The following is a 13,045-nucleotide window of genomic DNA, read 5'->3' as shown; positions in this document are numbered from 1 at the left end:
TTCAACACAGAAAACCATGAAACTCGCATTCGTATTTCCAGGACAGGGTTCGCAAACCGTCGGCATGCTCGCCGGCTGGGCGGGCAACCCGGCCATCGACGCTGCCATGCAGCGCGCATCCACTGCGCTGGACCAGGATCTGGTCGCCCTTGTTGAGAAGGGACCTGCCGAAGAACTCAATCTCACTGTCAACACGCAGCCGGTCATGCTGGCCTGCAGTGTCGCCATGTATGACGCCTGGTGTCAGGCGGGTGGCCCTAAGCCGGAGATCATGGCCGGGCACAGCCTGGGTGAATATTCGGCTCTTACGGCAGCCGGCACATTCTCGCTTGAAGATGCTGTGCGTCTGGTGCGTATCCGCGCCAGTGCCATGCAGGACGCGGTACCCGTGGGTACAGGCGGCATGGCGGCTATTCTGGGGCTGGATGATGAAACCGTCCTTGCTGTGTGCAGCGAAGCCAGCAGCGATACAGTTGTAGAAGCGGTCAATTTCAATGCGCCGGCTCAGGTGGTGATTGCCGGGCACAAGGACGCCGTGCAGCGTGCCTGCGATCTGGCCAAGGCAAAGGGTGCCAAAAGGGCGCTGCTGTTGCCGGTGTCTGCACCATTTCATTCTCGGCTGCTGGAGCCCGCTGCAGCGGTGTTGCAACAGGCCCTGGGCGAACTCAGGCTGAATATGCCCGCTGCCGAAGTGATCAATAACGTTGATGTCGCGGTCTCGGCCAGTACGCAGGCGATTGCCGATGCATTGGTGCGCCAGGCCTGGCATCCGGTACGCTGGGTAGAGACGGTCCGGGCCATGAAAGCCCGTGGTGTCACCCATGTGGTGGAATGCGGTCCCGGCAAAGTGCTTGCCGGTTTGATCAAACGTATCGAGCCCGAGCTGGTAACGGTATCGGTATATGACCAGGCATCGCTGGATGCCGCGCTCGCTCAAATCAACGCATAAGGAACTGCCATGTCTGAACAGAAAGAACTTACGGGCCAGATTGCACTGGTCACCGGAGCCAGTCGTGGCCTGGGCAAGGCCATTGCACTTGAGCTGGCTAAACGCGGCGCCACCGTTGTGGGTACCGCCACCTCTGAATCCGGTGCGCAGGCGATCAGCGATATGCTGGCGAGCAGCCAGGGGCGTGGCGTCGTGCTGAATGTGACCGATGCCGACGCCTGCGATGCGTTGCTTGCCGAACTGGGTAAAGAGGGCGGCCCGCATATTCTGGTCAATAATGCAGGTATTACGCGTGATGGCCTGGCCATGCGCATGAAAGACGACGATTGGTCTGCTGTCATCGGCACCAATCTGGATTCAGTATTCCGCCTCTCGCGTGGCGTGCTGCGGGTCATGATGAAAGCGCGCGCCGGTCGCATTATCAATGTGACGTCGGTTGTGGGATCTGCCGGTAACCCGGGACAGGCCAACTATGCGGCGGCCAAAGCCGGTGTGGCCGGAATGACACGTGCATTGGCGCGTGAGCTGGGCAGTCGCAATATTACGGTTAACTGCGTGGCGCCCGGTTTTATCGATACCGATATGACACGCGCTCTGGGTGAAGACCAGACTGCCGCGCTGCTGGGTCAGATTCCCCTGGGGCGTCTGGGTCAGCCTGCTGACGTGGCCAATGCCGTCGCGTTTCTGGCCGGACCCGGAGCAGGGTATATTACGGGTACAACTGTACATGTCAATGGTGGCATGTTCATGCAATAAGCCGGGTTTGCTCGTTGAGCGGGCGGCCTGAGCCGGTCGCATGCTCGCGCGGGATTCGGGCCGGTAATGCCCTTTAACAGGGTAGAGCCGGCGTGCAGGGCAGGTAATTTGAGGCAGTGAGGTTCTTTTTCTTATACAGAGCTGAAATTTTACTAAAATGCAGGGTACGTAAAAGAGCAGTTGTTTATTTTTAAACTGTGTTTTAGTTTTACTGTTTTCAGAAACCAGTTTCGCTAAAATATTTTTTTCACATAAAGCCTTTTGCAATCGGTTTGTAGTTGGCTAAAATTGCGGGATTTTCCCCCTTTGGAGATTTACATGGATAGCATCGAACAACGCGTCAAGAAGATCGTCGCAGAACAACTTGGTGTAAATGAAGCAGAAATCAAAAATGAGTCTTCATTTCTTGACGACCTGGGTGCAGATTCACTGGACATGGTTGAGTTGGTCATGGCACTTGAAGACGAGTTCGAAACAGAAATTCCTGACGAAGAAGCTGAAAAAATTACAACCGTTCAGCAGGCAGTGGACTATATCAACTCTCACAAAGGTTAATTTGTGCGAGCCAGCCGGCGTGCATACACTGCCGGTTGCAATAAAAAAAGCGGTTTTGGAAAGTGGCTCACGTCAATATCCCTTGCGATATGGACGGTATAAACCTTTTCCAGACCCTTTTTTTATTTCAGGGATTTGATTCATATTTACTTCAGTATAGGGTAGGAGCCAACCGTGAAAAGACGCGTTGTCATCACCGGACTGGGAATTGTTTCCCCGGTCGGAAACACAGTACCGCAGGCCTGGGATAATATTGTCAACGGACGTTCCGGCATTGACCGCATCACACGCTTTGACGCCTCCAGCTTCAATGCGCAAATTGCCGGCGAGGTCAAAGACTTCGACGTAACACAGTATCTGTCGGCCAAAGAGGCCAAACAAATGGATACGTTCATCCATTACGGTATCGCCGCCAGTGTCGATGCATGGAAAGATGCCGGTCTTACCGTGACCGAAGAGAATGCCGAACGCATTGGCGCCATCGTCAGTTCGGGGATTGGCGGCCTGCAGCGCATTGAAGAAACCCAGACTGAATACCTGGCAAAAGGCCCGCGCCGTATTTCGCCATTCTTTGTTCCTGCTTCCCTCATCAATCTAGTTTCCGGCCAGGTATCCATTATGCTGGGGCTCAAGGGGCCAACCTATGCAGTCGTCTCCGCCTGCACTACCGGCTTGCACTCTATTGGTGATGCAGCCCGGCTGATCGAATACGGCGATGCCGATGTCATGCTGGCGGGGGGCACAGAATCCACAGTGTCTCCGCTGGGCATCGGCGGGTTCGCCGCAATGCGCGCCCTGTCAACCCGCAATGACGATCCGCAAGCGGCATCTCGTCCCTGGGATGTCGACCGCGATGGATTCGTTCTGGGTGAAGGGGCAGGTGTGCTGGTGCTGGAAGAATATGAACATGCCAAAGCCCGTGGCGCGCGCATCTATGGTGAATTTGCCGGCTATGGCATGAGCTCTGATGCTCACCATATTACGGCGCCTGACCGTGACGGCCCCCGCCGCGGCATCCTGAATGCGCTGAAAAACGGCAAACTGAATCCGGATCAGGTTGATTACGTTAATGCGCATGGTACATCAACCCCGCTGGGCGATAAGAACGAGACCGAGGCGCTCAAGCTGGCGCTGGGTGATCATGCCTATAAAACCGTGGTCAACTCAACCAAATCCATGACCGGCCACCTGCTGGGTGCCGCTGGCGGCATTGAAGCGGTCTTTACCACGCTGGCCGTGCACCATCAGGTGTCTCCACCCACCATCAACCTGGTCAATCAGGATCCCGAATGCGATCTCGATTATTGTGCCAACGCCGCTCGCGAGATGAAAATTGATGTGGCGCTGTCCAACTCTTTCGGATTTGGTGGCACCAACGGGTCCATGATCGTCAAACGGGTCTGATTTGCAGTACGAACTGAACCGGCACTGGCAGGCTCGACTCCATGTCGGGCAGCCCGGTTACATCACAGTTGGCCATCATGTCGTGGCAATTCTGGCAATGCTCTGCATTGCCGGCCCTCAGGCCGCATTTCTGCTCGCCGTTCTTGCTCTGGCTGGCCGCCGTTATCTTGCCGGCAGCAGAGTCCGCCAGGCCGCTTATCTTCACATCGAACCCGATGGCCGCTATCGGCTTTGCCGCAGCGTGACATCACCGGACACGACCACCAATGATCATCGTGTCCTTCTGCAGTACTGGCAGGGCCCCTGGTGGTTTACCCTGATGCTGCGCGATCCCTATTTCCCTCATGCACGTCCCACGCTTGTGACGGTCTGGTCATTCGGCCAGTCGGAGCAAGCCTGGCGGCGTTTCTGCGTGCTGGTGCAAGCGTCCCAATGGGTACCAGCGCCGGGTGCTGTCGCGAGGCTCGCCATATGAACGAACGCGATGTTGACTGGGAGTTGGTGCAGCGGGTTCAGAAGGGTGATAAGAAAGCCTTCGATCTGCTGGTTCTGAAATATCAGCGCAAGATCATGGGGCTGCTGGCCCGGATGGTGGGCAGCCACAGCGAGGTTGAAGATATTGCGCAGGAAACGTTTATTAAGGCTTACCGTGCGATTGCCCAGTTTCGAGGGGAAAGCGCGTTTTATACCTGGTTGTATCGAATCGCCATCAATACTGCACGCAACTGGATGTCATCTTCAGACCGCAAGATGAATTATCCGGATACGCTGGAAAACAAAGATGGTGAAACTTTTTCCCATTCAGACAATCTTATAGATATTGCCACGCCTGAATCGAGCATGGTAACGCAGGAAATCGTCCAGACTGTCAACGAAGCGATCGAAACATTGCCCGAAGACTTGCGCATGGCAATTGTGCTAAGAGAGCTGGAAGGCCTGAGTTACGAAGAAATTGCACAGGCAATGGCCTGCCCGGTTGGTACGGTACGCTCCCGCATATTCCGTGCCCGGGAAGCCATCGCGGCGAAGCTCAAACCTGTCCTGGGGCAGGGTATGGATCGCCGCTGGTAAGGAACACATAATGGAAAACACACGAACTCCTCCTGCGATTGATTGGAATGAATCCATCTCCGAAATGGTGGATGGCGAATGTGATGCCTTTGATGCGTCCAGGATTGATACGCCTTACGGTCGCCAGACCTGGGATACCTATCATCTGATTGGCGACGTCATGCGCAACGAACATCTGGCCATCAAGCCTTCCGATCTGTTCAATGCCCGCATCAGCAAGCTGATCGCAGCCGAGCCGACACACCATGTCGCTCCGGCTCGTGGCTATCTGCGCTGGGGCGCCTCCGGCGTGGCCGCTGCCGCGGCTGTGGCTGCGCTGGTATGGTTCAATGATCCGTTCCCGGACAATGGTGCGCCACCCGCGCCACCAACGCTTGCCGCCAGCCAGTCTACCGCACCGGCCGATATTCCGCGCAACGACTTCCAGGATTACGTGGCCGCGCACAGCCAAATGGTTGGTGCCTATCCGGTTCGCCAGGTTTCATATGAAATCGGGGATCCACAGTGATCGGTCAGGATAGGTTGCGTTTAACTGGTCGACGTTCTCACCGCGTCATGCTGGCCGTATGCTGGGCCATCACTCCCTGTCTGCCGGCCTATGCCGATACGCCCGCACAGTTGCTCATGCAGATTCAGAATGCCGCAGAATCGACCGATTACAGCGGCACATTCCTGTACCAGCAGGGCAATGTGATGATCACTTCAAGGGTAACGCATGTCGTTGACGGCGAGGGCGTCAAAGAGCGCCTGGAGGTGCTCGATGGCGATGCCCAGGAATATCTGCGCAACAACAACGTTGTAGAAAGTCTGATACCGGCGCGTAAAATCGTGATCGTGGATAAGCCGCGCAAGGATCGCTTTCCGGCGCTGCTGCTGGGTCCCATAGAAAGTCTTGAAAAATACTACGACATCCGCACGCAGGACGGCAGCACACGTGTGGCCGGCCGACCCTGCGATATGATCGAAGTGCACCCCCGGGTTCAGGATCGTTATGGCTATCGCTTTTGCGCCGACGAAAAATCCCGGCTGTTACTCAAATCACAGACCGTGAACGAACAGGGTACGGTTATTGAACAGGTCACGTTTACCGGGTTGTCTGTAGGCAGCAAGGTAGACACGGCCAATCTGAAATCAGCATTCGATTACACGCAATGGAAGCGTATTGAACATCAGCCGGTGGCTGTGGATCTGACTCAGGAAGGCTGGCGCATCCGGTATCCCGCTGGTTTTGTTCCCATCATGAGTATCGTTCGTCCGAAAGGAACTAAAGAGAACGTAAAGCAACTAATACTTACAGACGGTCTGTCTTCCATCTCGGTATTCATCCAGAAAGTAAAGGATTCTGAAAAAACCTTTAACAATCAAGGGGATGCCAAGGTCGGTTCGATGAATGTATTTCGCCAGCGGATTGATGATTACTGGCTTACCGCCATCGGAGCGATACCGCTGACAACGCTGAAAGACCTGGCCGTTTCAACGAAATTCATTCAACCTGTTTCAAAACAGTAAATACTGAAAAGGGCTACTCATGAATAACAAGGTCAAAAAACCGCTACAGACCGCTATCGTCGCGGCAATGATCGGACTGGGCAGTGCGACGGTATTGCTACCGTACACCGGCATGGCGCAAAATGCGCCGACAGCAACCGTACCTACGTCTAACGCCGTGGCTGCACTGCCAGATTTCACCCCCATCGTGGCGGCTACCGAAAACGCGGTGGTCAACATTCGCACGATGGAAAAGGTCTCTGCGCGTCCAGCTCAGGGCTTTGGTCCGGGCGACAGCCCTGACGATCTATTTCGCTTTTTCTTTGGTCCCGATTTCGTGCCGCCTTCACGTGATGGTGACCCGCGCTCGCAGCGTGCGCCTCGCGGCGGCGGCGAGGAGCGCAGTGTGCCACGTGGTGTGGGCTCCGGATTTATCATTTCCAAAGACGGCTACATCATGACCAACAACCATGTGGTCGATGGCGCGTCAAAAATCACCGTGACGATGAACGATGGTCGTGAATATCAGGCTAAAGTGATCGGTACTGACAAGCGTACGGATATTGCGCTAATCAAAATTCAGGCAGAGAACCTGCCTGTGCTGAAAATCGGCGACTCCAACACGCTGAAAAAAGGGCAGTGGGTACTGGCCATCGGTTCTCCCTTCGGTCTGGATTCCACCGTCACTTCCGGCATCGTGAGCGCGATCAATCGCGACACGGGTGAATACCTGCCGTTTATCCAGACCGATGTTGCGGTCAACCCCGGCAATTCCGGTGGTCCGCTGATCAATCTGGCGGGTGAAGTGGTTGGTATCAACTCCCAGATCATCTCGCAGAGTGGTGGATTTATGGGTATCTCCCTGTCCATACCGATAGATGAAGCCATGCGTGTGGTTGATCAGCTCAAGTCTACCGGCAAGGTGACTCGTGGCCGCATCGGCGTGCAAATTGGTGAAGTGAGCGAAGAGGTGGCCAAGGCCATCGGTCTGCCCAAGGCCGCCGGCGCGCTGGTCAGCAATGTCGAGCAGGGTGGTCCTGCTGACAAGGCCGGTGTACAGGCTGGGGACGTGATTACCAAGTTCAATGGTGCCGATGTCAAAAAATGGTCCGATCTGCCACGTCTGGTAGGACAGACTAAGCCCGACTCCAACTCGCCACTGGAAGTATGGCGTCGTGGTAAATACGAGACATTGGACGTTAAAATTGCGGAAATACCGAACGCTGCGTCCGATACCGCCAACAGCGATGAGCCTCAGGAACAGGCTGGTTCAGCCGATCGCTTGGGTCTGACAGTGGAAGCCGTTCCGTCCTCGCTGCAAAGCCGCATGCGCATCAAGGGCGGTGTGCTGGTCAAGGATGTCAAGGGTGCTGCACTGGAAGCCAGTATTCAGCCCGGCGATGTGATTCTTGCGCTGAATAACCAGGACGTGAAAGATGTTCAGCATTTCCGCGAAATCGTGGGCAAGCTGGCAAAAGGCAAGGCAGCGGCCCTGCTGGTTCGGCGTGACAATTTAACCCAGTGGGTACCTGTAACACCTGCAAAATAAGGCTACAATACGGTATGCAAGCCAAGGGGCGCTTCGTGCGCCCCTTTTTTTGAGTCTGTACCTCTGTGACGGGCCAGCGCGGGATACCGCCGAGCCAGGCTGTCGTCCGGGAGCAGGCGCTGCAGCTAAACCATTCCCGATGCCTCTGGCATCCTTACTGTGGTGGAACCGGCGTATGTACTCTATCGAGTCTGTGCCGGCACTGCACTTGTGCACTTTTTATGCAACATATACGTAATTTCTCGATTATTGCCCATATTGACCATGGCAAATCTACGCTCGCGGACCGCCTCATTCACCGTTGCGGCGGACTGGCAGACCGGGAGATGTCCAAGCAGGTCCTTGACTCAATGGACATTGAGCGCGAGCGGGGCATCACGATCAAGGCCCAGACCGCCGCGCTGAACTATAAGGCGCGTGATGGGAAAATCTACAATCTGAATCTGATCGATACCCCAGGACACGTCGACTTTTCCTATGAGGTCAGCCGTTCTTTATCTGCCTGCGAAGGTGCGCTGCTGGTCGTAGATGCGACTCAGGGTGTAGAGGCGCAGACGGTCGCAAACTGTTACACCGCTATCGAGCTGGGTGTTGAAGTGATGCCGGTGCTAAACAAAATGGATCTGCCATCGGCCGAACCGGAAGAAGCACGTCAGGAAATCGAAGATGTGATCGGTATTGATGCCAGCGATGCGATCAAGGCCAGCGCCAAGACAGGCGAGGGCATTGAAGAGATCCTTGAAATGATCGTGGCCAAAGTGCCGCCACCGGTAGGCAATGTCGATGAACCTTTGCAGGCGCTGATAATCGATTCCTGGTTCGACAATTACGTTGGCGTGGTCATGCTTGTGCGGATCAAGAACGGTGTGCTGCGACCCAAGGACAAGATTTCGTTCATGGCAACGGGTGCCACCCACCTGTGCGAACAGCTGGGTGTGTTCGCGCCCAAATCTGAAGCGCGCGCCTTGCTGTCAGCCGGCGAAGTCGGTTTTGTCATTGCCGGAATCAAGGAACTGGCCGATGCCAAGGTCGGCGATACCATTACCCTCGCTGGTAAGCCGGCCAGCGCACCGTTGCCCGGTTTCAAGGAAGTCAAGCCGCAGGTGTTTGCCGGACTGTATCCGGTGGAAAGCAGTGAATATGATCAGCTGCGCGACTCGCTTGAGAAATTGCGCCTCAATGACGCCGCCCTCATGTTCGAACCCGAGGTTTCGCAGGCGCTGGGCTTTGGCTTTCGCTGCGGCTTTCTGGGACTGCTACACATGGAAATCGTGCAGGAACGGCTTGAGCGTGAGTTCGACATGGACATCATTACCACCGCTCCAACGGTCGTCTATGAGGTGGAGCGCAACGATGGTGAAGTGCTGAGCATCGAAAGCCCATCCCGCATGCCTGACGTCGGGCAGATTGCCGACATTCGCGAGCCCATCGTCACGGTGACGCTGTTCATGCCACAGGAATATGTGGGCGCGGTCATTACATTGTGTATTGCCAAGCGCGGCACCCAGATCAACATGAGCTACCATGGCCGTCAGGTTCATCTGATTTATGAAATCCCGCTGGCCGAAATCGTGCTTGATTTCTTTGACCGACTCAAGTCCGTATCGCGCGGCTATGCGTCCATGGATTATGAATTTCTTGAATATCGCTCAGCCGACGTCGTGCGGGTTGATCTGCTGATCAATTCCGAAAAGGTCGATGCCCTGTCAATGATCGTACACCGCTCCAACGCCCGCTATCGGGGCCGCGAAGTGGTGACGAAAATGCGCGGGCTGATACCGCGTCAGATGTTCGATGTTGTTATTCAGGCGGCAATCGGCGCCGAGATTATCGCGCGTGAGAACGTGAAGGCACTGCGCAAGAACGTACTTGCCAAGTGTTATGGCGGAGATATTTCGCGTAAGAAAAAACTGCTGGAAAAACAGAAGGCAGGTAAGAAGCGGATGAAACAGGTAGGCAGTGTGGAAATTCCACAGGAAGCGTTCCTGGCCATTCTCCAGGTTGAAGATAAATAAGGAAGTAGAAGATGAATTTCGCATTGATCTTGTTTGTATTGCTGGTGATTACGGGTCTGGTAAAACTGCTTGACGTCCTTGTTTTGCGCAAGCGGCGGGTAGCGGAGTATGGTGAGGACGAGCAGGCGCACCGCCCCTGGTGGGTTGAGTACTCGCTGAGTTTTTTCCCGGTCATTCTGTTCGTTTTTGTTCTGCGTTCGTTTCTGTTTGAACCATTCCGGATTCCATCGGGCTCAATGCTGCCGACGCTGCAAAACGGCGACATGATTCTGGTAAATAAATTTACCTATGGCATTCGCCTGCCTGTCATTGATCAGAAAATTATTCCGATCAACACGCCGCAACGTGGCGACGTGATGGTGTTTCGCTATCCCGTGAATCCGGATATGGATTTCATCAAGCGGGTGGTCGGCGTTCCCGGCGACGAGGTGGTCTATCAGAACAAACGCCTGACCATCAACGGACAGGCCGTACCGGTAACGCGCATCGGCCCTTATGTGAATCCTTCACAGCAAAGCGGCACGCCGGAAGCCCTGGAAGAAAAACTGGGTGAACAGGAGCATGCCATTCTGAATATGCCGGGCATGGGTGCGCTGCTGGGTATGACCACTTTCCCGGGCAAAGAGAACTGCGAATATAGCGGGACGGATTTTCGCTGCAAGGTGCCCGAAGGCCAATACTTTGTCATGGGCGATAATCGCGATAACAGTGAAGACAGCCGATACTGGGGCTTCGTACCTGACCGCAATATCGTGGGCAAAGCATTCTTTATATGGATGAACTTCGGCGATTTGAGTCGCATTGGTTCTTTTAAGTGATGAATCTGTCAAGACTGGAACGACTGCTCGGTTATCAATTCCGCGACCAGCGCCTGCTGGTCCAGGCGCTTACGCATCGCAGCCACAGCGCAACGCATAACGAGCGGTTCGAATTCCTGGGCGATTCCATCCTCAATTTCACGGTTGCTGCCATCCTGTTTCATCGTTTGCAACGTGAAGACGAAGGGGATTTATCCCGTATCCGTGCCAGTCTGGTGAAACAGGCAACGCTGGCCGATATCGCGCACCGTCTTGAGCTGCCGCAGTTCTTACGGCTGGGTGAAGGTGAACTCAAAAGCGGGGGATTTCGTCGTCCCTCGATTCTGGCAGATGCGCTGGAAGCGATTTTTGCTGCAATCTATCTGGATAGCGATGTACCATCGGTACAGGCTGTCATTGAACAGTTATACGCGCCATTGCTGGACTCGGTGGATTTCAATACCCTGGGTAAAGACGCTAAAACGCTGTTGCAGGAAGTACTGCAGGGGCGCAAGTTCGCTCTGCCGGTTTATAACGTTGTCGCCACCAGCGGTGCAGCACACGATCAGCAGTTCGAGGTTGAATGCTTTATTGCAGAGCTGGATATGCGCAGTCAGGCCTCTGGCAGCAGTCGCCGTGCCGCTGAACAGGCTGCCGCGCGCAAAATGCTGGATGCCCTGGAAAAGGTATTACCCAAAGGCAACGCCAAAAAGCGGGTACGCAAGGTCGCGCAGCTCACCCTGCCGGTCGCCGTCGAACAGGAGAAAAAATGAGTCAGGAACCGAGTCAGGAACCTATTGTGCCTGCGTCAGGTGACGCTGCAGCAGCGGGCCCGTTCAAAACCGGCTTTGTGGCGGTGGTGGGGCGTCCCAATGTGGGCAAGTCCACGCTGACCAACGCACTGATCGGCAGCAAGATTTCCATCGTCTCGCGCAAGGCGCAAACCACCCGGCACCGTATTCATGGCGTGCTTACACGTGATAATACGCAGTTTGTATTCGTTGATACTCCCGGCTTTCAAACGCGTCATGGCGGGACGATGAACCGCATGATGAACCGGGTGGTCACGCAGGCACTGGCCGATGTCGATGTGATCGTTCATGTCGTTGAAGCAGGTAAATGGTCTGCCGGAGACGAGCAGATCGTACCACTGCTGCCGGTGTCGAAAAAATGTATTCTGGCCGTCAGCAAAGTAGATACGCTCAAGAACAAGAATGACCTGTTCGATTTTGTCGGCCGTATTATGAGCAAATTTGCCTACGATGCCGTGGTGCCGGTCAGTTCAGTCAAGGGTGTGCAGCTCGATACCCTGCTGGCCGAAATTGAACAGCGTTTGCCGCAAGGCGAATTCATGTTCGAAGAAGATGCGTTAACCGACAGGCCGATCCGCTTTATTGCCGCTGAATTGATTCGCGAGAAAATTTTCCGGCTGGTTGGCGATGAATTGCCGTACGCCTGCACGGTGGTGATTGAGCAATGGGACGAAGATGAAAACGCTGCGCGTATTGCCGCCTGCGTGGTGGTGGAGCGTGACAGTCACAAGCCGATTTTGCTGGGGGCCAAAGGCACCCATATGAAACGCATCGCCACCGAAGCCCGTCAGGATATTTCCGCCTTGCTGGACAAGCCGGTGTTTCTGGAAATTTACATCAAAGTGCGCAAAGGCTGGTCAGACAAGGAAAGTGCCCTGCGCGATCTGGGCTATGAGTAAACGCGGCAGCCGGGTACAGGACGCCAGTGCCTACTTGTTGCAGGCCACCGCCTGGAGTGAGTCTTCGCTGATTGCCCGCCTGTTTGCCCGCGATCACGGCATTATGACCGTGGTTGCCAAAGGGGCCAAGCGGCCCTATTCGGTACTGCGCCCGGTCCTTTCGGCATTTGAGCCTTTGCTGGTGTCCTGGTCAGGGCAGGGCGAGGTCAAGACCCTTACCCGTGCCGAGCAGGCTGGCCTGCACGGCCTGACCGGCAAATCCCTCATGTCCGCCTGGTATATGAACGAGCTGTTGATGCGCATGCTGCCCGGTGAAGATGCACATCCCCAGTTGTTTGACGCCTACCGTGAAGCCCTGCAGCAACTTGCCACTGGCGAGCGCGCGTCGGGTTCACTGCGTCGATTTGAATGGACGCTCCTGCAGGAAACCGGCTATGGCGTGCCAGGTGCCCGGCCGGATTTTGACGAGCCGGCAGCCGAGCCTGGCTTGCGCCGCATGCTGCGAGAACGCATCGACGAACACCTGGACCAAAGACCGCTGATGACACGCAACGTGTTGTTGTCGCTTAAACAGTATTGAATCAGGGCAGGTATCACCCACCCGGGTTCCTTCGCAACCTGCGTAACCTTCCCGCATTCACCACACTCACCAGATTCACCACATTCCCCACATTCCCCACATTCCCCAAACTCGCCAAACTCACCAAACTCACCAACTGACGCTGCCGATAATGTGATTGACGCCATCGC

At 55.3% G+C, this 13,045-nt stretch carries 14 protein-coding genes; all 14 read left to right on the top strand.

Annotation, left to right across the window (positions count from 1 at the left end; all coding sequences use genetic code 11):
- The first annotated feature begins 16 nt into the window (after nucleotides 1–16).
- Nucleotides 17–949, top strand: a complete 933-nt coding sequence (fabD, locus tag MIM_RS12560; RefSeq protein WP_025373108.1) for an ACP S-malonyltransferase — start codon at nucleotides 17–19, stop codon at nucleotides 947–949.
- Between the two features lie 9 nt (nucleotides 950–958).
- Nucleotides 959–1,705, top strand: a complete 747-nt coding sequence (fabG, locus tag MIM_RS12555; protein ID WP_025373107.1) for a 3-oxoacyl-ACP reductase FabG — start codon at nucleotides 959–961, stop codon at nucleotides 1,703–1,705.
- Between the two features lie 318 nt (nucleotides 1,706–2,023).
- The gene (acpP, locus tag MIM_RS12550) at nucleotides 2,024–2,260 is read left to right on the top strand and encodes an acyl carrier protein (RefSeq protein WP_014750355.1); all 237 of its coding nucleotides are present in this window, start codon (nucleotides 2,024–2,026) and stop codon (nucleotides 2,258–2,260) included.
- Nucleotides 2,261–2,434: 174 nt separating this feature from the next.
- Nucleotides 2,435–3,664, top strand: a complete 1,230-nt coding sequence (gene fabF, locus MIM_RS12545; protein WP_025373106.1) for a beta-ketoacyl-ACP synthase II — start codon at nucleotides 2,435–2,437, stop codon at nucleotides 3,662–3,664.
- Nucleotides 3,665–3,746: 82 nt separating this feature from the next.
- Nucleotides 3,747–4,139, top strand: coding sequence for a hypothetical protein (locus MIM_RS12540; protein ID WP_158318732.1), 393 nt, complete (start codon nucleotides 3,747–3,749; stop codon nucleotides 4,137–4,139).
- Nucleotides 4,136–4,735 (top strand): RNA polymerase sigma factor RpoE, encoded by a 600-nt coding sequence (gene rpoE, locus MIM_RS12535; RefSeq protein ID WP_025373104.1) that lies wholly within the window; start codon nucleotides 4,136–4,138, stop codon nucleotides 4,733–4,735. Before MIM_RS12540 ends, rpoE begins: the two co-directional genes overlap by 4 nt.
- A gap of 10 nt (nucleotides 4,736–4,745) precedes the next feature.
- Nucleotides 4,746–5,243 (top strand): sigma-E factor negative regulatory protein, encoded by a 498-nt coding sequence (locus MIM_RS12530; protein WP_025373103.1) that lies wholly within the window; start codon nucleotides 4,746–4,748, stop codon nucleotides 5,241–5,243.
- Between the two features lie 14 nt (nucleotides 5,244–5,257).
- Nucleotides 5,258–6,244, top strand: coding sequence for a MucB/RseB C-terminal domain-containing protein (locus MIM_RS12525; protein WP_144084643.1), 987 nt, complete (start codon nucleotides 5,258–5,260; stop codon nucleotides 6,242–6,244).
- 19 nt (nucleotides 6,245–6,263) lie between these two features.
- Nucleotides 6,264–7,772 carry a DegQ family serine endoprotease gene (locus MIM_RS12520; protein WP_025373101.1) on the top strand — a complete coding sequence of 503 codons (1,509 nt, stop codon included), beginning with the start codon at nucleotides 6,264–6,266 and terminating at the stop codon, nucleotides 7,770–7,772.
- 221 nt (nucleotides 7,773–7,993) lie between these two features.
- Nucleotides 7,994–9,787, top strand: coding sequence for a translation elongation factor 4 (lepA, locus tag MIM_RS12515; protein WP_025373100.1), 1,794 nt, complete (start codon nucleotides 7,994–7,996; stop codon nucleotides 9,785–9,787).
- Nucleotides 9,788–9,798: 11 nt separating this feature from the next.
- Complete coding sequence (gene lepB, locus MIM_RS12510) at nucleotides 9,799–10,605, top strand: signal peptidase I (RefSeq protein ID WP_025373099.1); 807 nt, start codon at nucleotides 9,799–9,801, stop codon at nucleotides 10,603–10,605.
- Nucleotides 10,605–11,357 (top strand): ribonuclease III, encoded by a 753-nt coding sequence (rnc, locus tag MIM_RS12505; protein WP_025373098.1) that lies wholly within the window; start codon nucleotides 10,605–10,607, stop codon nucleotides 11,355–11,357. Before lepB ends, rnc begins: the two co-directional genes overlap by 1 nt.
- Nucleotides 11,354–12,295 (top strand): GTPase Era, encoded by a 942-nt coding sequence (era, locus tag MIM_RS12500; RefSeq protein ID WP_025373097.1) that lies wholly within the window; start codon nucleotides 11,354–11,356, stop codon nucleotides 12,293–12,295. The genes rnc and era overlap by 4 nt, the downstream gene beginning before the upstream one ends.
- A complete protein-coding gene (gene recO, locus MIM_RS12495; RefSeq protein WP_025373096.1) occupies nucleotides 12,288–12,875 on the top strand; it encodes a DNA repair protein RecO in 588 nt (195 codons plus the stop codon). Before era ends, recO begins: the two co-directional genes overlap by 8 nt.
- The last annotated feature ends 170 nt before the right edge of the window (nucleotides 12,876–13,045 follow it).

This window comes from Advenella mimigardefordensis DPN7 (assembly GCF_000521505.1).
Classification (GTDB): Bacteria; Pseudomonadota; Gammaproteobacteria; order Burkholderiales; family Burkholderiaceae_B; genus Advenella; species Advenella mimigardefordensis.
Note: the sequence above shows the minus strand (reverse complement) of the source record. Positions and strands in the feature narration are given on the sequence as shown.

Bases quoted from the DNA above. Each gene is read 5' to 3' on its own strand.
- acpP (WP_014750355.1), top strand. From the start codon at position 2,024: ATGGATAGCATCGAACAACGCGTCAAGAAGATCGTCGCAGAACAACTT.
- MIM_RS12520 (WP_025373101.1), top strand. From the start codon at position 6,264: ATGAATAACAAGGTCAAAAAACCGCTACAGACCGCTATCGTCGCGGCA.
- fabG (WP_025373107.1), top strand. From the start codon at position 959: ATGTCTGAACAGAAAGAACTTACGGGCCAGATTGCACTGGTCACCGGA.
- era (WP_025373097.1), top strand. From the start codon at position 11,354: ATGAGTCAGGAACCGAGTCAGGAACCTATTGTGCCTGCGTCAGGTGAC.
- rnc (WP_025373098.1), top strand. From the start codon at position 10,605: ATGAATCTGTCAAGACTGGAACGACTGCTCGGTTATCAATTCCGCGAC.
- recO (WP_025373096.1), top strand. From the start codon at position 12,288: ATGAGTAAACGCGGCAGCCGGGTACAGGACGCCAGTGCCTACTTGTTG.
- lepB (WP_025373099.1), top strand. From the start codon at position 9,799: ATGAATTTCGCATTGATCTTGTTTGTATTGCTGGTGATTACGGGTCTG.
- rpoE (WP_025373104.1), top strand. From the start codon at position 4,136: ATGAACGAACGCGATGTTGACTGGGAGTTGGTGCAGCGGGTTCAGAAG.
- fabD (WP_025373108.1), top strand. From the start codon at position 17: ATGAAACTCGCATTCGTATTTCCAGGACAGGGTTCGCAAACCGTCGGC.
- MIM_RS12530 (WP_025373103.1), top strand. From the start codon at position 4,746: ATGGAAAACACACGAACTCCTCCTGCGATTGATTGGAATGAATCCATC.
- lepA (WP_025373100.1), top strand. From the start codon at position 7,994: ATGCAACATATACGTAATTTCTCGATTATTGCCCATATTGACCATGGC.